The organism is Microcystis sp. LEGE 00066, assembly GCF_015207925.1.
Taxonomy (GTDB): domain Bacteria; phylum Cyanobacteriota; class Cyanobacteriia; order Cyanobacteriales; family Microcystaceae; genus Microcystis; species Microcystis ichthyoblabe_A.
The window spans coordinates 1-18,529 of record NZ_JADEVX010000085.1 but is presented as its reverse complement, the minus strand read 5'-3'; the positions used below and the strand labels follow the sequence as shown (position 1 = coordinate 18,529).

The following is an 18,529-nucleotide window of genomic DNA, read 5'->3' as shown; positions in this document are numbered from 1 at the left end:
ATAGTATATAGTATATAGTATATAGTATATAGTATATAGATATAAAGAAAACAGCCTCCGGTCACGGAAGCTGCCCAGAAAAAACTAATTTAAGAAATTGATCTAAGAGTAGCCTCAGATTGATTAAGAATTAATTGGCAGTTTCGATGGATTAACGTAGCATTAGGGGGAAAAGTGAGATTTGATTCATCTAATAAAATTGATTCGTAGGGAATTGACGAATTAATTTTTTCTACCGAAAAATAATCATCATCGTAAAAAATTCCCCATCTTCTTAATCCTTTAGGGCGTGCCTGATAATGGCAAATTGCGAAATTTTTAACCAAATTTGCTGCTTTGATTATTGGATTAAAATCTAAAGTAATTAAGCTGTCTGGAAGTATTTCGCCTGAATTGTCGATCCAGAATAGCAAAAAAATACCCGAAGATGCTTTTCTAGTCACTTGTTTCTGTTTCATCATTTTTTTTTTAAAATATTGGGGATACTCAAGGGTGATTATGTGCTTCAAATAATCTAATCTTCTATTTAAAATAGCTATTAGCTGTTTTAAATCACGAAAATAGTTGTCGTATTGTTTGGAGTGTTCCTTAATCTCATCAACGCCGCTTTTTAATTCAAAAATGAATCTATTAATTTTGTAACTAACATTGACCAACCAATAGATAAAGGCGCTCAAAGCTAAGATTAGGCTTAAAATGAAAGCTCCTAATGCGATTAAATCTTTTTCTGGCATTTTGATTAAACTCTTTGCCCTAATATTCTTGCTTCGAGAAATACTTGTTTCGCCCAAAGCTGAATGTAATTAGCATTAAAATTAGTCTTGACTTCTACTCTCCACTTAGGATTAATTACCATAAAAGGGAATTCTGCTGATGTCACTGCTCCGGATGAAGGATCGGTATCAGTAAACGGAATTTCAAATTGAGAGGTAATAATATCTTCCGTATTTATGATCGAAATAGTAATTTTTCCCGATGATACTGTATTATCGGAAGATCCAATTAGCAATGAAATTAATTGCAAACTTACTAAAATTTCAAAACTGATTGATTGATTTGGGGCTAAAGCACCCTTAAAGAAAAGAGAGTAGTAACTTTCCATCGGTGCTGAATGCCGATGAACTCCATCTTGTTGAAAACTTTGGAGTGATACAACTCCAGCTTGAATTGTCGATTTTTCCATTATTATAATCCTCCCATTAATAGCGGGGTAAGTACAGAAGTTCCAGTTAATAAAGGAGCCTCAATCGCGAGAGAAGTCCCTAAAGTTAATGGTCCGAGAGATGCTCCCAGTAAAGCGACAGCTGCATTTTGATTAATCTCATTGATTATCAGTGCTGTATCCGATATTGCCTCTCTCAATTGAAATTCTTTAATAGTATTATAAATTTTTTCTTGCGTGATTTCGCTTGTAATTACATAAATTCTAAGATTAAAAGGTAAAGCACTGTGAAGGTAGCAAAAGCACTCAATCTCTGCCTCGGAAATTTCGCGAGGAATATAGGCAATTAAAGAAGTATCTCCCAATAAATTAAATTTGCCATCTAAAAAAGTCACTGGTAAGACTTTTTCCTGATTCAATGATCCTATTAGAGGGAATGATCCAACTACGGACAATCCAAATTCTATAGATTCATCGCTTGGCAATCCCGGCGAATCAAAAATCAAAGATTGCCCTCTTTTAAAAGGATTGGATTTAAGGACTTGATTGCTGGGTACATTTCCATCAAAAATTACTATAGTTTCCACGGCTCTCCGTTGACATATTTTGATGCACAAATAGGAAAATTAGCTTTTTCTTTAATTGAATTAAAAAATCAATTAAATCGCTGGTAATCTCTTTCATGGCTTTCTCCTGTGTATTTTAAAGCTTTAATTTCTGATAAATTGTACAATTCATTAATTAATCCTTTGTGATTAGAATGCAATGGTCTGTATGGATTAAAAATAGTTCTATTTACTATTTTATTTGGTGGAATTTCAAAACACGCCAATAACTGACGCGGATCGAAACCTCTAGCAGCCAAAGCATTAGGATTATCCTGAGTAAATCTAGCTTCGTAAAGCGAAACTACAGGAGTGGTAATAGAATCGGCACTTTGAATGATCAAATCGACTCGAATTAATGTCTGCTTATTAGATAAATCCATATCGTAAAGCAACGCGACTCGCTTTACTTTACGATAACTAGCTGGTGGTTTCTTCGACATTTATATTCATAGATACTTCGCGGCTTTCTTGATTTAATTCAAAATCTTTAATAATTGCCCCCGAAGGTAAAGAATCGAGAATGTCCTCGGAAGAAAGATTCATCAAAGCCTCTGTAACATCATCTAATTTGCGCCTATCAACGATAATTAGCGAAAATTTAATCATTCCTTCAATTAAAATAATCTTCATTCTGTAAACCTCCTAAGATAAAAATCATTAGAAATCAACTCACCCTCTAACCCTACCGAAATGATTAAAATATTAGCAAAAGTATCCGTGAAAAATTGCTCATAATTGTTACTCCCAGGGCTAAAAGGTAAATCAACGCGAAGGTAATCAATAGAATTATAAAATAATTTGGCATACCTTTGCCTACCTAAAGGAAAATCGCATAAATTAAATCGTAGAGGGACGATTTCAGTGTGAGATTTATAAATTTCAGGTAGATAATTAGCATCAAAAGCTTCGCTGGTATTAGATTTATTGCCATCGATGACGCTAAAAACCTCCAACTTAATAGAGGCAAAGGTAATGCCTAAATCACTTTGGTAATTACCTTTATAGATTGCCATTAACTATCAGCACCGTACAATCCTTTGTATTTCTGTCGCTCTAAAACAGAAATTTCTTGTTGAGCTTTTTTAAGATCAGATCGCAATTGATCATTTTCTTCTTCAAGCATTTTTATCTTTTCTCGATCCGATAATGATTCCATTTCATTTACTAATTAATTAAAAAGCAAATGAACATTTTTGACTGATTCGCCCTCATATCCTACGCAATAAGCGCAGGGAGCAATACCGGTAATTTTCCCTTTGATTTCGCTACCGCCCTTAGCTGAGATTATTGCTTGGCGGGCGACTCTTCGCTCCGTGCCTGCTGGATCGCCGGATTTTGTGGAAAGGGCTTGGATTTTGAATCTGCGAGGAGTAACTCCTAAAGATCGTCCCGAACAAATTCCACCGCCTATTACTTCTGGGCTGGTCAATCCACTTTTCTGGCAAGCGTTTAAAGCGGTTGGGTTGGTTTCCATGGTGGTCGTCAGGCGGATCGTTCCAGAACTTTGAATATCTGGAGTGTAGTCAAACGAAACGGATTGCTGCACTTTCGCATCTGGGATATCGGTCCAGGGAGTGGATCTAAAATTGGCCCCTGAGAAAAAAGTAGAGGGAACCAAACTCCAAGATTCTCCTTCCAAATCAATACAGGCTGCATCATTATCTTTCAATAAGATCACCGCTTCTTCAATATCAGCAGTATCGCGAGTGGCTAAAGGGAATTTATGAGTAGTGCCATTTTGAAAAATAGCTACTAAGCTCCGGGGACTGAATAATTTCACTGCCCCACAATTCACCTCTGCGGTTCTTGCGGCATACAATTGCTGTATTACAGCAGCAGGTACATTCGCGCCGAACTTGACATTTACATTTGGATAGGTATTTCCGAAATCATCTGTGTACGTACCGATCATTCGCTGAAAATTGACTGAAGCCATTAAAAAAATACCTCAACTAATAAAATTTAAATCAAGATGATCTGACTGAGTAATGATTTGCTGAAAAGTGATAGAATAAGTAATTTTAATTTTCACTTTTCTATTTCCGAAATCATCTATTGTGGCATTGCTGGCAGATTTTTTAATTACCGCCGAAGGGATAGAAGCGGATCGGATAGGAATATCTTCGCCATAGATTAAATATCGGAAAAAAGCACTAAAAAAGGATCGATTATCTTCGCTAATTTGATAGCCTTCTGGATAAATATCTTCAAAAGGAATAATCAAATTATTATTATTTTTTGATGCTTTCCCGAATATTTCTTCTAATCTTATTCCTCCTATTCCAGTAGAGGGAAGGGGGATATCTGAGATGGTATTTTTCAGCAGATCCCCCTGTAGGATGTGGGTCAACGCATAAGTAGTATTGATAATATTAGGGTAAGGGGTAGATTGAGAAGGCTTCGCAGGCTTTTCTAATCCCAGAATTTGTGGGACAAAAGGAGTAGCGCAAATCATTTTCAAAACCGCTAAAATAGCCTTTTGACGATTTCTGGGGCTATCTTCCCAATTTGGTTCGTTAAATCCATACTCTTTTAAAGAGGTTAAAGGGATTAATACAGAATTGGGATTGTAGGATTGATTGGAATTACCCTGCAAAAAGATCATGGTTGCTTGCCTCTCGATACTTTTAGCTTAGTAGCTTTTTCACAAAAGGGCAAACGCTAGGCAACAGTAAGGGTATATACTGTTACTACACACAACCAAATTCTAAGTGATAATTTATCTGATCGGGGCATATCTCACAGACATATAGCCTACTTTTACAGGAAGTCACTGCAATCCACTTCCTTCGAGCGAAATAAGTGACCTGCTTGTAAGTCACAAATCTAGAAGCTTGATAATCCTTAATAGGTGTCCACACAGTCACGCCGTGGGGATTGCTGATGTCTCGTTGATGCGTTCGATGGGCAAAAATGGATTTTCTTTTTGTCCCGAAAGGATGGGCATATTTCCCCCCGTATGAATGATAGCCGTTCTTATTTCGCGTTCGTTTAGACATTTTTAGGTCTGTGCCAAGAATGCACTTTTTTAAAATCCCCCTCATCATAATATCCATAACAGACTTTTCTAAGGATTATTTTTTTGCCTACATTGACAATTGGGACAGTGCTATTAGTAATCATAGGGAATCGAGGATTGTCGTTTTCTCTAGGCGTATCTTTAGTTAAAATTCGCATTTGATTAAAAAATCTATTAGCCTCGGCAACATCTAAAAACCATCCTTCAATTAAAGGCCGTTTGGCAGGTTGCTCGGAAAAATAGCTACCGAATTGTTTGCCGATGATTTTATAAATTGGCTCAAAGTATTGATTCCAATGATTACCGGCAACTCGCAAGGCATCTATAGGATTTCGCAATTGGGTATGATTCTGGTAAGCGGAAACTTTAGGATTTTCTTCTAATACCCAAGAAAATAACAAATAATGCCCTCTAGTGGTGAGGGGAAGGGAAGGATCAGGAAGCAATACCATGCAATCCTGATCATCATCCGCAGGGCAAATTTTTCGCTGTAATAATGCCACTTGATCATTAATCAACTGCAAAGCTTCCATCGGATCATCGAGACTAATTTCTCTTTCTCGATATCCTCTCTCTTTTTCTTCTGGCGTGGCATCGGGGGGACAATCCGGCCCATCTGGATCGGTGCAATCAATGCAGATAATATCGATAAAATCAAATTCTGGAAGGGGTTCGGGTTCCTCTTCTAATATATCCTTAATATCTTCGCAGCATTGCTTGATATTTTTAACATTAAGATCAATAATTGCTACTAAATTCAAAACTAAATTTACATTAGTTGATATAGTTGCGGTCGCGTTTAAAACTAAATTTAAATTAGTTTGAATAGTTGCGACTAAATTATTAAGATTAGAAATACTTAAACTAATGCTATTAACTGTAGATTGAAGATTTGAAATAGAAAAAACAAGAGAATTAATAGTAGTGCTAATTTGAGAGACACTATTAATCAAATTTATTACTTTTTGAGAAACAAGTGATAAATCAGTTTTTACCGATAAAATATTTTGATTAGCAGTAACAACCGTGGATTTTACATCAATAACATTTGTATTAACTATATCAATTTTAGGATTAATTTGATTAGTTAAATTGAGATTAGCATTGACATTATTATTTATCAAATTAAGAGTAGGATTAATTTGATTAGTTAAATTGAGATTAGCATTGACATTATTATTTATCAAATTAAGAGTAGGATTAATTTGATAATTGAGATTATTATTTATTAAATTAAGTGTATTTGAAATGGGAGCGGTGTCGCAATCGAAATCGAGCTTCAAAATTTCGTTTAAGATTTCTTGAGATTTACCAATACTTTGAGTATGATTATTACTTGCTTGCAAGCTAATCGCGCGGCTTGTAATTTGAATTTCATCAATTATTCTTTGTATATCGCAAATCATATTCACATTAGCAATAATTGAGCATTTATCAATTCGCATCTTTGCTGTCAGAATGCAAGTTTTTGGATTAAAAAGTAAAGATAAACTGCAAGTAATAGGATTTTGAGGCTCTCCTTTTTCTCCTTTTTCGCCGCGAAGGCCGTCGCGACCGTCTCTACCGGGACTCCCGTCTTTCCCGGGTTTCCCGTCGCGGCCATCTCTACCCGGTTTCCCGTCTTTTCCGGGTTTTCCGTCATTTCCCGGCTTCCCGTCTTTTCCGGGTTTTCCGTCATTTCCCGGCTTTCCGTCTTTCCCGGGTTTTCCGTCGTTTCCCGGTTTCCCGTCGCGGCCTTGTTTTCCTTCTTTCCCGTCTTTTCCCGGTTTCCCGTCGCGGCCTTGTTTTCCTTCTTTCCCGTCTTTTCCCGGTTTCCCGTCGCGGCCGTCGTTCCCAGGTCTCCCGTCGTTCCCAGGCCTCCCGTCGCGGCCGGGCTGACCAGGATCGCCTTTTGGACCTCGAAACACACAATTAGCCATAATTCAATAGAAACAAAATATAAAGCTGGAGTAAAGTATATCCGATTAATTCTTTCATAGATTGCTTTTCAAAGCAAATTAGATAATTGATCATGAATAAAGGAATAAAATTAGCCGCAAATGCAGTCATAACTATTACATCCTGGTTTAAATTTGATTTCTTTTATAATGCAGCCAAAAGCATCAACGCAAGCTATATTCCCTCCTAATAATACTTTAATTGCCGTTCCCGGGGGACATTGCCGGCATTCTTCCTTGCATTTTTTATTATCTAGGCGAATTCGGGGCGGAGGACAATTAGGATTATCCGTACACTCTTTGTAAATCATCAAAGGAAAATAAGAGAGCGGCCAAGAATCTTTCCAAACCGTAGCACAATTCCCTTGATACTCGATCCGCAAAGGCGGATCTAGGAAAGATTGAAATATTTTTGCGACCAGCCGTTCGTTTTCAGCTTTGTAGTAGCATCGCTCTGGAACTACGATTACTTCAGGGCAATCATCTCGAATAATATTCGAGATTACTTGATTAAAAACATCAAATACTGTAAATTGGCATTGATATTTAGGCGGATCATCGGGGCGAGTTATGTCCGTAAAATGAATTTTAAAGCTTCTGCTGATCATTTTCCAGCTTCTTATATTACCAGGAGGCTTAATAATTGCGGCATAATCACTGATACCCGCTTCGCGAATATTATTATTAGTATCTTTATAAATTATACTGATCCAGATTGTGGGGGGCACTCCGAAAAGTCCATTTCCACAATCAAAAACACTACCCCCACCAGGCCCCCCTGCTTCCCCAAACATCCATCGTATCGATAAAACAGTCCCGACGAATTGGGCTGGCCAGGTATTTACATATTTCGTATGAACAACACTTGAATTTCCGCTACAATCATAAAAAGAAAAAACTCTCAAAGAGAAATCTACGATCAAATCGCCGAGTTTGACCAACCATGTGGTAGGGTAATCCCCTCCTAAAATAGGTAATAAATCAATTAGATAGGATTCCCCCGCAATTTCTTGCCAAGCTTCCCCCGGATACCTGTATCTAATTTTTTTCGGCTCCCAAATAGGAGTATTGGCAAAAATGCAAACTTCCCCTTTCATATCCAATCCTGTAGGCGGCAAGAAATCAGGCGGCTGATAGATGGGCGCGGGTTGAGTCCCCGGCGGCCGATTTGTCACGGGCGGCCGATAGGGAGAAGTTACCGGCCCCCGCAGGGGGGGGAGTCGGAGAGGGGGAATGTAGGGAGCTAGTGGGGGGGCGACAAAAGCAAGCATTAGAGATTAGTCGCCGGAGGGCGTGCGGGAGAAGAATCGGGGGCGTAGATGGTGGTGGTGATCTGATAAGCCACTAAATCTACACCTGATTCAAAAATCCCATTATCTAATCCTTTCCCATTCACCTGAACCACAAAGCGGCGGCCTGGTGTAATTTTTCCCCCCGTCTGGGGATTGGTATCTGCCAGAGATTTATCGGCCAGCGCATAATTGATCGCCGCTATCCAATCTTCTAAATTATCAGGAGTCGCGGATTCCGAATTAATAGCCTGATCCACATCTTCCCAATCAATTACTAAATACCGCTTAGTGGGAGATAGTGTGATTGCACTCCCTAAGCCAGATTGAGTATTGCTTCCTAAAAAATTCGGTGGTACACCCATATTATTAGCCCTCAAATAATTGATTAATTTTTTCTAGATCAAACCTGTAAGTCGGTCGATTTTTATCGAAAGAAATATTTCGATAATGCACACCAGACTGAAATACTCCGGAGCGAATCCATTCTAGCACCTTGTACCTAGATATACCTAAATTTTCAGCGATTTGCTTTGTTGTTTTCCAGTCGGTTGCTGTTAGTTGTTCCACTTTTTTCCTCTATTTTAATCAATAAATCTGCAGCATCAATCAAATCTGATCGAGATAATCTCTCTAAATCCCCCCCCCCATATCGGGTAATCAAAAAATCTGATCGTTTTCCCTTATCCCATTCCAATCGATCAAAGATCGAGCCAATCTCGCGAATGAGGCCAGCCTCGTAGGATTCCTCGGCTTCCTCTACAGGATCAGGATCAGGAATTTTGCCCTTGTTTTTTTTAGATTGAAAAAAGTTTGCTTTTTTGCCGTTGTCAAGCGTTGTCACCGTTGTAATCCGCTCTGGGACTGGGTTCTGGGCTACAACGCTACCGTTGTCGCTACCGTTGCTACCGTTGTCAGCGTTGTCAGACTCTTCTGTTTCACAAGGGAATTTTTCGGGGGATTGCCAGACCCGACGGGCTTTCCCATCATATTCTGATTCCCGACGGCTCCCCAACGCCGTGCAGCCAAGAGAAATCAAGCAATCCCGAATGCGATTACGACTCTTAGTATCTATCTTATCAAGAGTGAAGCCTAAGCACTCAAGCAATATTCTCTCGATTGAAAATCGCTGTATTTCTCGATCAAGGAGCCAATTTTCAATGGTAGATAGCCAAATATCGCTATCTCTGAACTGCTCATTCACTTTTTTATGAATTTCGTATTGCTCACGGGAAAGATATCGGCTTTCCCCGTCCCGATAAGCGGCCACGGCTGCGGCCCATATCTGATCTCTCTCGGACCGAAGCTGTTCGGTCGGCACGATCCAACCCTTTGCCAAAGGAATTACCCAGAATCGACGATCTCCGGTGGCATCTTTCAGGAAAGCGGAAGGATTGATCGAGCCGGCCATCACCGACATCCGAGGATGGTCAATTGATTCTCGGCCGTACTGCCTTACAAAGTTGTCACTTTGTCTCGTCAAAAAGGCCTTGATTGCGTTAAAATCTTGCTTTCCAGTGATCTTATCGAATTCCGGCCATTCTTGGATCCAGCCCTGATGAAGAGTCATTAAAGACTTTGCCGATTCTAAATTCGACCCAAACGAATCATCGAACCATTTCCCACCAAGAATCTTAAAAAATTGAGATTTCCCGGCCCATTGCTCCCCTTGCAAAATCAGGGCATTATCGAACTGACATCCAGGCTCAAAAATCCTCGCCACGGCTCCGATCAGCCATTTCTTTACCAATAAATCATAGAAAGGATCAACAGTGCCGAAGTATCGCCGAGAAAGACCATCTATACTTATCGGAGAAAGATTGCTTAATCCCTCTAAATATCGGCGTACTGGATGGTAAGCATTCTGTTTCGCTTTGTAGAGAAAGCCATTGATGATCATTTTTTCGCTTGCGATCACATTGTATTCATGAAGTAATCGAAATTGCAGCTCACCGGATAGCTCTATAGGCTTACCTTCCCATTCGATCCGTTCGGTCAAAAGATTATATTCTAGATTTTTGATCTGAGTATCGAGAAATTTAGCAAATTGATCCAATTTTTGGCAATGGTAAGGCTGTCCGTGATTCTCTAAGTATTCAGCTATCTCTAGCCGATTTTCGATTAATTTAGAAAATTCTCCCGGGCCATTGAGAGCGATAAAATCATCGATGCCTTTCCCATCCTCGAATTCCCATTGCGCCACGGAAACCTGCGCCCCATAATCCTGAAGCTGCTCGGCCAGCTTTTTTAAGGCCGCAGTGACATTATTGCGAATGTGCCACCGCTTATCTTGATCAAAAGCGATCACAAATTCCCTTCCGGGACGAATTAGCTTGTAGATTTCTGGCTTAAGCAGGCCATCATCGGAAAAATTGTAAATTCCCGATAGGGCGATCGCTACGCGCCCCTGACTAAGAATGGCCGCGGCCTTTTTAGCCCCTTCAGTAATTACTATCGGGATAGGATTCTCTATTACCCACTCCCAAAATTGCTTATCTTTTGGGCATTCGGGAAATTTTTCCAAGGCTTTCCCCTCTACTTTCAAGGCAAAAATCCCAGAGCGGCAATTGGGGGGAGCCTCATATTTTAAAGCCTTGCCTTGATTAAGCTTCGGGCGATCCGGCTTGAAGCATCCCCATTGGGAATCTTCAAGGGTGATCAGATCGATCCCACCACACCACCAGCCACCGTGATCTAGATGGTCGTATCGCTTAAGCCATTTTTCCCGGAGCCGGCCCGAATTAGTTCGCTCGGATTTATCAAGCCCATAAAGCAGGCGCTCGTAGGCATTATCGCCACTGCATGAGATCACATTAGATGCAATTATTTCGGGTGATACGCCCGAATTAAGCCATTCATTCAAATGCCGATCATCAGGAAGTTTTTCGAGAAGAGATTGCGGATATAAAGTATTCATGGTATTATAAAGAGGTGAATGTGAATGAAAGACGGATGAAAGCCCTTGCCCCATAACCTGCAAGGGCTTTCTGCTGCTCTAGTGTTTGTGAGAATGATTTAGCCAAGTGCGGCCATGCCGCGCTACATATTCTTGATGTTGTTTGACGCGCTCAAAATTTTTTAATGAGCGCTCACGCTCTCTCTTCGCTTCCAAGCCTCTCCGGAGATTATAGGCTTCATCTTCTCGCTCGATCATCGGTTTTTTAGGCATTTTACCTCTACTAAAAAGGGATTGCATTTAATTCATCATCGGATAATTCTATTGGCTTAAAATCACTTAGAGAAAAAGAAAGAGGGGGAGGCCGCATTCTAGCTCTAGCACGTTCCATTTGATACTCAAATTCGTACAAATGGCTATCAAGAAAATCAAAGAATCCATTCAAAAAGCAAAAATGGATCAATGCTTGATGAGAAGGAAAAAAGAAGTATTGTCCATCCCAAATCCCGCCTAGGCCAATCGCGCAAAGCTTTTGCCAAAAGCTTCCATCGCACGAAAATAAAAATAAATGATCGAAGCTTTCTATAGTTATTAGTAATCCCCCGATCCTAAATTCTAAAATTTTTCCTTTCATGGTGAAAAAGAGGGCGGAAATCCGCCCAACACATATACGTAGGAGAAAATCACGAACCCAATAAGCATTAACAAGCCATAGCTATTACCCCCCTTTAACTTTGATTAACTTCGATTAACTTCGATTAGAATTGACTTAATCCCCCTCGGACTACCATCCACAGGAGATTAAAGAATTAGGCGATCGCGTTCTTGGTCAGGGAATAATCGCCTAGTTTCCACATGGCTCACTTATAACCATTGGTTATAACTATTGTATAATGGAAGCGTTCTCAAAAGTCAAGATAGATCCTCAAAAAAATATTTTGAAGCAAATCAGACAAGCATTAGGAATGACTCAGGAGGAATTTGCAAGGGCGATCAAAGCTCATCAAGTCTCGGTGGCCCGATGGGAAAACTCGCGAAGTCCTTCGCTTAATATTGCTCAGATCAAGGCTCTAGAGCGAGAAATGGCTAAAATTGGGCTAAGGTTTGCCGATTTGCCCGATGATTTAAATTAATTAAGATTTTTCTGTCCTTCTTGGCGATCCGTTTGCGGGTCGCTTTTTTTGGGCAGCGTTGTCGGTAGCGTTGTCGGTAGCGTTGTCGGTGAAAAGGCTTGCTACATAAGGCTTTCAATCTATTTTTTTTTTTTTATTATAAGAAAAGGGATTATACCGTTGTAAGCCACACCCCTTATACAGTGCGGGTTACAACGGTTACAACGGTTACAACGGTGCTTTTGAAACCTTTTTCACGACTTGCCATTTTCAAGCAAATTTTCTATCGGGGCAAAGGCGATAGCCGTTCCCGGGGAGCCGTTCCCGGGAAGCTTCCGTTTTTTCAATTTGTCCATGGCGCGGGCCAAAGCCTGCTGTGCTTTATATCGATAGGCTAGATCGAGATCGTCCACCCACACTTGGCCAGACCAGAATTGGATCGGCTTTCCCTCTGAGTCAGCGAGAAAGATTACTAATTCGCCGTTGTTATGCGTTGTTTGTTGTTTTTGCAGGGTGGTAAGTATTTCTATCTCGGCCTCAAGCTTTTCGATTCGCTCCTCAAGAGATTCGTAGCGAATCCCAAATCGATTATCTTGATCACGCTTATCGGCCTCAAGCTTTTCGATTCGCTCCTCTAATTCAGCGATCGTTTGGCTGCGATATTCCTCTTGATCGGGGTAGTGATCGGCTTCTATGCCGATCTCTATTGCTTTGATGCGATCGTCAAGTAGTCTCAATTGCCATTCTGTTGATGTTAGGTCTGTGTCTAGTGTCGGGAGTGTCGAGTCCGGTTCGACATTATCAATATTGCTTAAAGTATTGCCCCTTACCAATATCGACGACAAGACTCGTTTAGCCGTTAAATTGAGCGATTCGCCGGGATTCCCGAGTCTTTGTAATATCTCAACTTGGGCCGCGGTCAGTGAAAATTGTACGGTCGCCATAAGTTTTAAGTGTAGGATAATATAGTATAATATATCATAAGATAATATAAATATACAATAATATATTTATATTATCTTATGGCAAGAACCGCAACAAAGAATCGCTATCAAAAATTAAAAGAAAAAGAATGGGGCATAAAACCATGAATAAAATTCGGCAAACAGTCCATAATCGTTGCCGGTGTCGGCATCTCGAAAATTACTTGTACTTAATCGGCACTTAAAATTATTCTTTTTGTGATATTTATAAGCTTTTTCAAAAGCTTCTTCTTTAGTTTGATGCCGTGAGATTAATTCACCATCCCAATAAAATTCGATCATTTTTTTACTCCTAATTACTTGATAATCGCCGATAACTGATAACTGATTACTACGCTGGTATCTGGTACTTAATTGTTAAGCCTGTAGCTTGTTCAAAACTTGCATTATCCATAGGGCTAAAGACAACAAAACCCCAACCGGTCGACGATTCCCGGATTCCTATTCCTATCCCCGGATAAGCATTTAGTAAGTCTGTAGCTTGATTGATTGCAAGCTCTAAAGAGCTGCATAGCGAGATATTTGTCATTGGTGTACTCCTTTTATCTATATTTATAATATATTATATTATATTGTATATGTCAATGGGCTATATATTATATTATATTATATAACCATATAAGATATTATAATATATAGTAGATTGACATACCCAGAATAATATAATATATTATATGTATAGGACTAAGATATAAAGTACATTATCTAGTTCACCCGTACCACGACAACCTAATAAGAGATCATCATGAACCCATTAGCACGCGATCCAATCATTCAAGGTTTCTTATCTGTATTCAATCCTCAAGTGATTGATGGGATTTTCTACTTTTTCAATGAACTGGATAAATATGAAGCTAAGCAGCGCTACGACGATAATCGCCGGCGATTTCTTGAGCAGGCCTTGCGGCTCTACGAGCAGGGGGAAATGTCGAAAGATCAGCTTAAAGTAGTAATCGATCTTTTGCCAGAAAAAACCATAGAGGTACAAGCCACTCCTATCCCTACCCCGGCTTCCCCTAAATCAGAGATCGATTTAGAATCGCTTCTAAATAAGATCATGAATCAATAAAGTAGTTTAGCCGGCTAATATTAGCCGGCATTAGGAGAGTGAAACCATGAATAAATTAGAAGAAAATCTTCGCCAATTCACCGGCACGGAAAAATATTATAGTAATTCCGTGTATCCTTTTCGATATACGGATGGAATAAAGTATCTGGCCGATCACGCTGGGGCTTATTGGCTTCTTGATGGTATCTCAAATTGGCAAAAAGATCCAATTATTAAAAATAATTTCGATTTAAGCCTAATTCAATTCTGGAAGTTAAAAGTCAATTCTGATAAATCAGCAGTTCTGATCTGCGAGCGGGATCTAGATGAATCCGTAATTACGCAAAGGATAACTTTTACCGACTTTCCCCTTTTGGAAATCACACTTTATTTGTGCGATATGCAGTCGCAGGGTATCTTGATGCTTCCTAGTGAATATTAATTAAGAGTTGCCTGCCAGTTATCAGATCGTTGAATTAAATTATTTAGGAGTAAAAATGCCAGAATTTACCGGAACGATGCCAATTACTATCGAAGTAACTATCAAGGCCAAAAATCGGAAGGAAGCCGAATCATTTTTCGATGATTTATATCTCAATATCTCAATTGAAAATGATGGAAATCAGAAAATAGAAATATTAAATGATAATACCGATCTTCTGATCGAAAATGATTGGGAGATAGAAGATTAGGTTAAATTGGTTATCAGTTATCAGTTATCAGTTATCGGTAAAAATCAAAAATATATTAGGAGTAAAAAAATGACAAAACTCAAAGAATTTACCGGAATACTTGAGATAAAACTTGAAGTAACCCTACCCGCGAAAAGCAAAAAACAAGCCCTAGAATTGCTCAATGAAATCTACCCGGCTATTACTTTAAGCTATGGGGACAATATCCCTGATTTAATCGATTGGAGAGACAATATCGACTATGCAGATTGGGAATTAGAGGATTAATTATCAGTAATCAGTTATCAGTTAGCGGTTATCAGTTATCAGTTATCAGTTATCAGTTATATTGATTATTTGCTATTAAGCCCTATTAGGGATCCCCCGAAAATTTTAGTAGGGGAAAAATCAGAATCATATCATGGCAAGCATAGAATTTGTACACGGACAAGAATCTCATACAAGCACTTGGCGCAAATTTTACGTTAAGGGCTTGGAACAATGGAAAGTGTCCGAGGATTTTGATGAGGAAAGAAATGATAAGCATTATTGCTATAATGGATATTGCTGTATCGCTATTCCGGAAGGAATTCTTTTTACTATCTTTTCTCAAGCTGGCGATAAGCGAGGTACAGATCATTTTGAATTTTATATATGTGAATGTACCGATGATCAAGTACAAACAACAATCGAATTGGCCCCGTGCTTTTGCCGTGGTAATTTTCGGGTAATTGCACAAGGCCTCACCAGAACTAAGGCTCCTCGATTAATGGATTGGTGGATCAATTCTCGTGATAAATCCTTATCTTTTGCGGAGCATTGTGCATCGCATATCGATAAAAAAGGATTGAAGCAAATTCCCCCAATAAATAAATAATAATCAGTTGCCAATTATCAGGTATCAGTGTTACAATGAATCTTAACCCCTATTAGGGATTGAAACTCGTAACACAATTATTCGTAAAACTACCGCACAGATACCAGTCTCTAATAAGGAGATACAGCGATTCTAACCCCTATCAGGGATTGAAAACATCCGTATTAACGTAAAATTGCTTTATTGGCATAATTAATTTAATTCCTATTAGGGATTGAAACTGATAATAGACTTAGACGGCATGATTGTCAAAATTATTACGGGTTCCAATTAATTTTAAGCCCTATTAGGGATGCCCCGAAGCTTTTAGTAGGGGAAATCTTCAAAATGAATCAATTCAGTTTGATTATCCCTAAAATTTCCGATCAATGGGAATATATTAAAATCACCGACACGGGACGGCATTTGTACCATCACCAGCAATCGGAATATCTCAGAATAAATTCTGAGCTAAAAAATCCTTTTGGCGAGAAATGTATGCTATATCCTTCAATTGATCGGAGAAAGCCAAGCAGATTCGCCTATGGGATTACTCTTCGATTGGGAATTATTGATCCTAAGATTGAATATATTCCGGGTAATCTGGAAATAATTACAGAAATTGGAAAGATAGGAGTAATTTCCTATCGATCCTATTTTTCGGCTGTGATTCCCATCTCCCAGGAAATTGCTACTAAGTGGCTGATAGTATCAATTGTTCCAGTTGCTTAATTAAGTTTAAAATTGCTAAGAAAAATTAATCTTTCTTAGCAATTTTTGTTTTTATTGCTAATTAATTACTATCACTCACTAGGTTTTTATCTGTCTTGCCAGCAGATTGAGGGCAGTCATAACACGGAGTTACTAAAAATTCATCTAGTCCCTTATAATGGTTCCAAAATCGATCATAAATTTCAAATATATTCGTTTATAAATACAGCAGAGGGTAGAGTGTATGCCGCATCTCCCCAGTTGTTTTTTGTTAATTTGTCAGACCATTCTTGAAATTCGCTCATCTTCTTGACCTTTGTAAACTTTAACTTACCTATTATATCATTTTCTGATTAATTTAAAATTGTCAAAAAGAAAATAAAAAAAGCTACAAAAAACAAGAAAATAGATAATCATGATCGGCATTAAGCGATGATACTTTGCCACAATATCTACATTTATAAAATATTTAGAATAAAAATTAATCAAAATGATTGTATTGTAATAGATAAAAAGTATTAAAGTGGTCAATAAAGCACTTTTCACGCTTTGCCAATCAAGATTTATTTTGATTTTTCTTTCTCCTAGCCAAAGGTGAAAATAACATAATATAGTAAAATTTACAAATAGAGTCGCGACTAAAGAGGAAAAATAATATAAAATCCATTCTTCAGATGGATCGAATACTATCATTAAAGCTTGGCTTATGTAGTGACCAATAAAAGACATTAAATTAAGAATAATTGATAATAAAACAGAAGTGACCCAATATTTGGCTTTTAGCATGGTGGTAAAGGACGATCAGGATTGGTGATTAATTGCTGATAAATGCGATTGAAAGAATCTCTATCTATCCAATGGCGATAAATTTCCGTGTGAATTTTCGTGCTATGGCCGAGCATTTTAGAGGCCATAGTAACATCCATCCCAAAATCAAAAGATCGCCGCGCCCAAGAGTGCCGGAGATCGTAAGGAGTGAAAGATATTTTTAGTTTTTTAAAGCCCTTGCTGATCAGATTGCCATAAGCACTATTAGTATTCCCAGAGCAATCTGGCCGAGAAATATTGATCAATCCCCACTGATCAGGCCATTCAGGATAGAGCGGCCAAATGAATCTCTCGTTAGTTTTGCCCCGATTTATATAGGCGATAGGGTAATCTTCAAAATCCAAAAAATAGGCTTCATGATTTCGCAATCCATAAGCAGCCATCACGCCATAAATCCATCTCCAAGCTTGATCGGAGATTGATTGATAGCTTCTGATAATCAATTCATCAGAAGGCAAGGATCGCGGTGATACAGCCTTAAAAGCATAATCTCCAATTAAATCTCGCAAGCTATGTTCCAAACCGGCAAGATCGGCAATCTTGCAGTAAGCTAAGGCATAGCGTCGGCGTGATCGAGTGTTTGCATCCGTCCATTCAAGCAAAGCGGTTTTAAGGCGTTCTTCGCTTAAAAAAATATTTTCTGGAAGTAAAGAAAATGGTTTCAAATATTCATGTTTCCAAGTCTCCGTAGTTGTTGAATTTCGCGGCCTTTCTGAAAAATATTTATCCTCTAGAGCCTTGATCCAATAAGAGATCGTTTCTGGGGGTTGACTGGGCTCCTCAATATATCGCGCCCAGTCAAATCGCTTTTGAGCCAATAATCCCCCGACTATTTGAGCCTCGCTCTCAGCATATTTTATTCCTTCCAAATTAGCATAAACTTTCAGGCAAATCCGTTGCTGATGAAAATTCCCAAATTCTCCCGGTTTAGGGGGGAGGGTAGCGCGAAGGGAAAGCCGATCGTTTCGGAGTTCGATGGAAACTCCAATGCTTGCGGCCTTAAGCCGTTCATTCGCTTGTTTAATCAGATAAATCCGAGTAAGTGATGTCATGGCTTTAAAAGGGATAATTGGCCTCTGCTCACATTTCCTCGCCTGCCAGCGTGTTTCCTCAAATGGCAGGCACTACACAAAGCAATTAAATTGCCGGGGTGATTACTAGAAGGATCGCAATCTTGATGATGCACCGTCAGCGTTCGTTTCGCTTTAGATGATCGATCAAGTGGTTCATCTGTACGCTTGCAATCAAGGCCGCACTCTTGGCATTTCCAATCTGATGCCTCTTTAATCTCTTCGGGTCTAATTCCCCGCCGCTCGCGGCGTACAATAGAAAAATGAGTGAATACATCCATAAGAGCCATAATGTAAGTGTTTTGCTATATCATTTAGTGTTCCCAGCCAAATATCGTA

The 18,529-nt window shown here is 39.1% G+C and carries 29 protein-coding genes and 1 pseudogene; 8 read left to right on the top strand and 22 right to left on the bottom strand.

Annotated features, from left to right (window positions below; translation table 11 throughout):
• Positions 1-89: 89 nt before the first annotated feature.
• From IQ224_RS13145 to IQ224_RS13070, 17 genes are all read right to left on the bottom strand, one after another.
• The gene (locus tag IQ224_RS13145; protein ID WP_194033064.1) at positions 90-734 is read right to left on the bottom strand and encodes a hypothetical protein; all 645 of its coding nucleotides are present in this window, start codon (positions 732-734) and stop codon (positions 90-92) included.
• A 5-nt stretch (positions 735-739) separates the two neighbouring features.
• Positions 740-1,183: a hypothetical protein gene (locus IQ224_RS13140; RefSeq protein ID WP_194033063.1), complete on the bottom strand. Its 444-nt coding sequence runs from the start codon at positions 1,181-1,183 to the stop codon at positions 740-742.
• Between the two features lie 2 nt (positions 1,184-1,185).
• Positions 1,186-1,749: a hypothetical protein gene (locus IQ224_RS13135; protein WP_194033062.1), complete on the bottom strand. Its 564-nt coding sequence runs from the start codon at positions 1,747-1,749 to the stop codon at positions 1,186-1,188.
• Between the two features lie 68 nt (positions 1,750-1,817).
• A complete protein-coding gene (locus IQ224_RS13130) occupies positions 1,818-2,150 on the bottom strand; it encodes a hypothetical protein (RefSeq protein WP_228036226.1) in 333 nt (110 codons plus the stop codon).
• A gap of 37 nt (positions 2,151-2,187) precedes the next feature.
• A complete protein-coding gene (locus IQ224_RS13125; RefSeq protein ID WP_194033060.1) occupies positions 2,188-2,400 on the bottom strand; it encodes a hypothetical protein in 213 nt (70 codons plus the stop codon).
• Positions 2,397-2,783, bottom strand: a complete 387-nt coding sequence (locus IQ224_RS13120; RefSeq protein ID WP_194033059.1) for a hypothetical protein — start codon at positions 2,781-2,783, stop codon at positions 2,397-2,399. The genes IQ224_RS13125 and IQ224_RS13120 overlap by 4 nt, the downstream gene beginning before the upstream one ends.
• Positions 2,783-2,926 (bottom strand): hypothetical protein, encoded by a 144-nt coding sequence (locus IQ224_RS13115; RefSeq protein ID WP_162205138.1) that lies wholly within the window; start codon positions 2,924-2,926, stop codon positions 2,783-2,785. Before IQ224_RS13115 ends, IQ224_RS13120 begins: the two co-directional genes overlap by 1 nt.
• A 12-nt stretch (positions 2,927-2,938) precedes the next feature.
• Positions 2,939-3,706: a hypothetical protein gene (locus IQ224_RS13110; RefSeq protein WP_194033058.1), complete on the bottom strand. Its 768-nt coding sequence runs from the start codon at positions 3,704-3,706 to the stop codon at positions 2,939-2,941.
• Positions 3,707-3,718: 12 nt separating this feature from the next.
• Positions 3,719-4,231 (bottom strand): hypothetical protein, encoded by a 513-nt coding sequence (locus IQ224_RS13105; protein ID WP_194033057.1) that lies wholly within the window; start codon positions 4,229-4,231, stop codon positions 3,719-3,721.
• Between the two features lie 530 nt (positions 4,232-4,761).
• Positions 4,762-6,234 carry a hypothetical protein gene (locus tag IQ224_RS13100; RefSeq protein ID WP_228036225.1) on the bottom strand — a complete coding sequence of 491 codons (1,473 nt, stop codon included), beginning with the start codon at positions 6,232-6,234 and terminating at the stop codon, positions 4,762-4,764.
• An 8-nt stretch (positions 6,235-6,242) separates the two neighbouring features.
• Positions 6,243-6,698, bottom strand: coding sequence for a hypothetical protein (locus IQ224_RS24155; protein ID WP_228036224.1), 456 nt, complete (start codon positions 6,696-6,698; stop codon positions 6,243-6,245).
• 120 nt (positions 6,699-6,818) lie between these two features.
• Complete coding sequence (locus IQ224_RS13095) at positions 6,819-7,823, bottom strand: hypothetical protein (protein WP_194033055.1); 1,005 nt, start codon at positions 7,821-7,823, stop codon at positions 6,819-6,821.
• A gap of 173 nt (positions 7,824-7,996) precedes the next feature.
• The gene (locus IQ224_RS13090) at positions 7,997-8,380 is read right to left on the bottom strand and encodes a hypothetical protein (RefSeq protein WP_194033054.1); all 384 of its coding nucleotides are present in this window, start codon (positions 8,378-8,380) and stop codon (positions 7,997-7,999) included.
• Between the two features lie 4 nt (positions 8,381-8,384).
• Positions 8,385-8,585, bottom strand: a complete 201-nt coding sequence (gene xisR / locus IQ224_RS25010; RefSeq protein WP_194033053.1) for an excisionase family protein — start codon at positions 8,583-8,585, stop codon at positions 8,385-8,387.
• A complete protein-coding gene (locus IQ224_RS13080; protein WP_194033052.1) occupies positions 8,536-10,932 on the bottom strand; it encodes a VapE domain-containing protein in 2,397 nt (798 codons plus the stop codon). Before IQ224_RS13080 ends, xisR begins: the two co-directional genes overlap by 50 nt.
• A gap of 78 nt (positions 10,933-11,010) precedes the next feature.
• The gene (locus IQ224_RS13075; protein ID WP_194033051.1) at positions 11,011-11,184 is read right to left on the bottom strand and encodes a hypothetical protein; all 174 of its coding nucleotides are present in this window, start codon (positions 11,182-11,184) and stop codon (positions 11,011-11,013) included.
• Between the two features lie 10 nt (positions 11,185-11,194).
• Positions 11,195-11,545 (bottom strand): hypothetical protein, encoded by a 351-nt coding sequence (locus tag IQ224_RS13070; protein WP_194033050.1) that lies wholly within the window; start codon positions 11,543-11,545, stop codon positions 11,195-11,197.
• A gap of 304 nt (positions 11,546-11,849) precedes the next feature.
• Here IQ224_RS13070 and IQ224_RS13065 point away from each other — a divergent pair, with 304 nt between their 5' ends.
• Positions 11,850-12,044, top strand: a complete 195-nt coding sequence (locus tag IQ224_RS13065) for a helix-turn-helix domain-containing protein (protein WP_194033049.1) — start codon at positions 11,850-11,852, stop codon at positions 12,042-12,044.
• 233 nt (positions 12,045-12,277) lie between these two features.
• Here the strand turns inward: IQ224_RS13065 and IQ224_RS13060 are convergent, their stop codons facing one another.
• The 3 genes from IQ224_RS13060 to IQ224_RS24150 form a co-directional block, all read right to left on the bottom strand.
• Entirely contained in the window at positions 12,278-12,967 is a 690-nt protein-coding gene (locus IQ224_RS13060; RefSeq protein ID WP_194033048.1) for a hypothetical protein, read from the bottom strand.
• Positions 12,968-13,081: 114 nt separating this feature from the next.
• A complete protein-coding gene (locus tag IQ224_RS13055) occupies positions 13,082-13,288 on the bottom strand; it encodes a hypothetical protein (protein WP_194033047.1) in 207 nt (68 codons plus the stop codon).
• 49 nt (positions 13,289-13,337) lie between these two features.
• The gene (locus IQ224_RS24150) at positions 13,338-13,535 is read right to left on the bottom strand and encodes a hypothetical protein (RefSeq protein WP_228036223.1); all 198 of its coding nucleotides are present in this window, start codon (positions 13,533-13,535) and stop codon (positions 13,338-13,340) included.
• Positions 13,536-13,751: 216 nt separating this feature from the next.
• Between IQ224_RS24150 and IQ224_RS13050 the strand changes: the two genes are divergently transcribed.
• The 6 genes from IQ224_RS13050 to IQ224_RS13025 all read left to right on the top strand — a co-directional run bounded on the left by IQ224_RS13050 (position 13,752) and on the right by IQ224_RS13025 (position 16,313).
• Positions 13,752-14,075 (top strand): hypothetical protein, encoded by a 324-nt coding sequence (locus tag IQ224_RS13050; protein ID WP_194033046.1) that lies wholly within the window; start codon positions 13,752-13,754, stop codon positions 14,073-14,075.
• Positions 14,076-14,121: 46 nt separating this feature from the next.
• Positions 14,122-14,496 carry a DUF6876 family protein gene (locus IQ224_RS13045; protein WP_194033045.1) on the top strand — a complete coding sequence of 125 codons (375 nt, stop codon included), beginning with the start codon at positions 14,122-14,124 and terminating at the stop codon, positions 14,494-14,496.
• A gap of 55 nt (positions 14,497-14,551) precedes the next feature.
• A complete protein-coding gene (locus IQ224_RS13040) occupies positions 14,552-14,746 on the top strand; it encodes a hypothetical protein (protein WP_194033044.1) in 195 nt (64 codons plus the stop codon).
• Between the two features lie 69 nt (positions 14,747-14,815).
• Positions 14,816-15,013, top strand: a complete 198-nt coding sequence (locus IQ224_RS13035) for a hypothetical protein (protein ID WP_194033065.1) — start codon at positions 14,816-14,818, stop codon at positions 15,011-15,013.
• 133 nt (positions 15,014-15,146) lie between these two features.
• Positions 15,147-15,602, top strand: a complete 456-nt coding sequence (locus IQ224_RS13030) for a hypothetical protein (protein ID WP_194033043.1) — start codon at positions 15,147-15,149, stop codon at positions 15,600-15,602.
• A gap of 327 nt (positions 15,603-15,929) precedes the next feature.
• The gene (locus IQ224_RS13025) at positions 15,930-16,313 is read left to right on the top strand and encodes a hypothetical protein (RefSeq protein WP_194033042.1); all 384 of its coding nucleotides are present in this window, start codon (positions 15,930-15,932) and stop codon (positions 16,311-16,313) included.
• 321 nt (positions 16,314-16,634) lie between these two features.
• Here IQ224_RS13025 and IQ224_RS24145 read toward each other — a convergent pair whose 3' ends face one another.
• Together IQ224_RS24145 and IQ224_RS13020 are read right to left on the bottom strand one after the other, a co-directional pair.
• Complete coding sequence (locus tag IQ224_RS24145; protein ID WP_228036222.1) at positions 16,635-17,078, bottom strand: hypothetical protein; 444 nt, start codon at positions 17,076-17,078, stop codon at positions 16,635-16,637.
• On the bottom strand, positions 17,072-18,172 hold the full coding sequence (locus IQ224_RS13020; RefSeq protein ID WP_194033041.1) for a tyrosine-type recombinase/integrase: 1,101 nt from the start codon (positions 18,170-18,172) through the stop codon (positions 17,072-17,074). Before IQ224_RS13020 ends, IQ224_RS24145 begins: the two co-directional genes overlap by 7 nt.
• A 281-nt stretch (positions 18,173-18,453) precedes the next feature.
• On the opposite strand from IQ224_RS13020, the pseudogene IQ224_RS13015 reads away from it, so the two are divergent.
• A pseudogene (locus tag IQ224_RS13015) lies at positions 18,454-18,529 on the top strand (IS200/IS605 family transposase); the annotation flags it as partial.

Bases quoted from the DNA above. Each gene is read 5' to 3' on its own strand.
- IQ224_RS13020 (WP_194033041.1), bottom strand. From the start codon at position 18,172: ATGACATCACTTACTCGGATTTATCTGATTAAACAAGCGAATGAACGG.
- IQ224_RS13045 (WP_194033045.1), top strand. From the start codon at position 14,122: ATGAATAAATTAGAAGAAAATCTTCGCCAATTCACCGGCACGGAAAAA.
- IQ224_RS13030 (WP_194033043.1), top strand. From the start codon at position 15,147: ATGGCAAGCATAGAATTTGTACACGGACAAGAATCTCATACAAGCACT.
- IQ224_RS13070 (WP_194033050.1), bottom strand. From the start codon at position 11,545: ATGAAAGGAAAAATTTTAGAATTTAGGATCGGGGGATTACTAATAACT.
- IQ224_RS13050 (WP_194033046.1), top strand. From the start codon at position 13,752: ATGAACCCATTAGCACGCGATCCAATCATTCAAGGTTTCTTATCTGTA.
- IQ224_RS13140 (WP_194033063.1), bottom strand. From the start codon at position 1,183: ATGGAAAAATCGACAATTCAAGCTGGAGTTGTATCACTCCAAAGTTTT.
- IQ224_RS13145 (WP_194033064.1), bottom strand. From the start codon at position 734: ATGCCAGAAAAAGATTTAATCGCATTAGGAGCTTTCATTTTAAGCCTA.
- IQ224_RS24150 (WP_228036223.1), bottom strand. From the start codon at position 13,535: ATGACAAATATCTCGCTATGCAGCTCTTTAGAGCTTGCAATCAATCAA.
- IQ224_RS13110 (WP_194033058.1), bottom strand. From the start codon at position 3,706: ATGGCTTCAGTCAATTTTCAGCGAATGATCGGTACGTACACAGATGAT.
- IQ224_RS13055 (WP_194033047.1), bottom strand. From the start codon at position 13,288: ATGATCGAATTTTATTGGGATGGTGAATTAATCTCACGGCATCAAACT.
- IQ224_RS13075 (WP_194033051.1), bottom strand. From the start codon at position 11,184: ATGCCTAAAAAACCGATGATCGAGCGAGAAGATGAAGCCTATAATCTC.
- IQ224_RS13100 (WP_228036225.1), bottom strand. From the start codon at position 6,234: ATGCGAATTGATAAATGCTCAATTATTGCTAATGTGAATATGATTTGC.
- IQ224_RS13025 (WP_194033042.1), top strand. From the start codon at position 15,930: ATGAATCAATTCAGTTTGATTATCCCTAAAATTTCCGATCAATGGGAA.
- IQ224_RS13035 (WP_194033065.1), top strand. From the start codon at position 14,816: ATGACAAAACTCAAAGAATTTACCGGAATACTTGAGATAAAACTTGAA.
- IQ224_RS13095 (WP_194033055.1), bottom strand. From the start codon at position 7,823: ATGAAAGGGGAAGTTTGCATTTTTGCCAATACTCCTATTTGGGAGCCG.
- IQ224_RS13060 (WP_194033048.1), bottom strand. From the start codon at position 12,967: ATGGCGACCGTACAATTTTCACTGACCGCGGCCCAAGTTGAGATATTA.
- IQ224_RS13040 (WP_194033044.1), top strand. From the start codon at position 14,552: ATGCCAGAATTTACCGGAACGATGCCAATTACTATCGAAGTAACTATC.
- IQ224_RS13120 (WP_194033059.1), bottom strand. From the start codon at position 2,783: ATGGCAATCTATAAAGGTAATTACCAAAGTGATTTAGGCATTACCTTT.
- IQ224_RS24145 (WP_228036222.1), bottom strand. From the start codon at position 17,078: ATGCTAAAAGCCAAATATTGGGTCACTTCTGTTTTATTATCAATTATT.
- IQ224_RS13090 (WP_194033054.1), bottom strand. From the start codon at position 8,380: ATGGGTGTACCACCGAATTTTTTAGGAAGCAATACTCAATCTGGCTTA.
- IQ224_RS13125 (WP_194033060.1), bottom strand. From the start codon at position 2,400: ATGAAGATTATTTTAATTGAAGGAATGATTAAATTTTCGCTAATTATC.
- IQ224_RS13115 (WP_162205138.1), bottom strand. From the start codon at position 2,926: ATGGAATCATTATCGGATCGAGAAAAGATAAAAATGCTTGAAGAAGAA.
- IQ224_RS13130 (WP_228036226.1), bottom strand. From the start codon at position 2,150: ATGGATTTATCTAATAAGCAGACATTAATTCGAGTCGATTTGATCATT.
- IQ224_RS13080 (WP_194033052.1), bottom strand. From the start codon at position 10,932: ATGAATACTTTATATCCGCAATCTCTTCTCGAAAAACTTCCTGATGAT.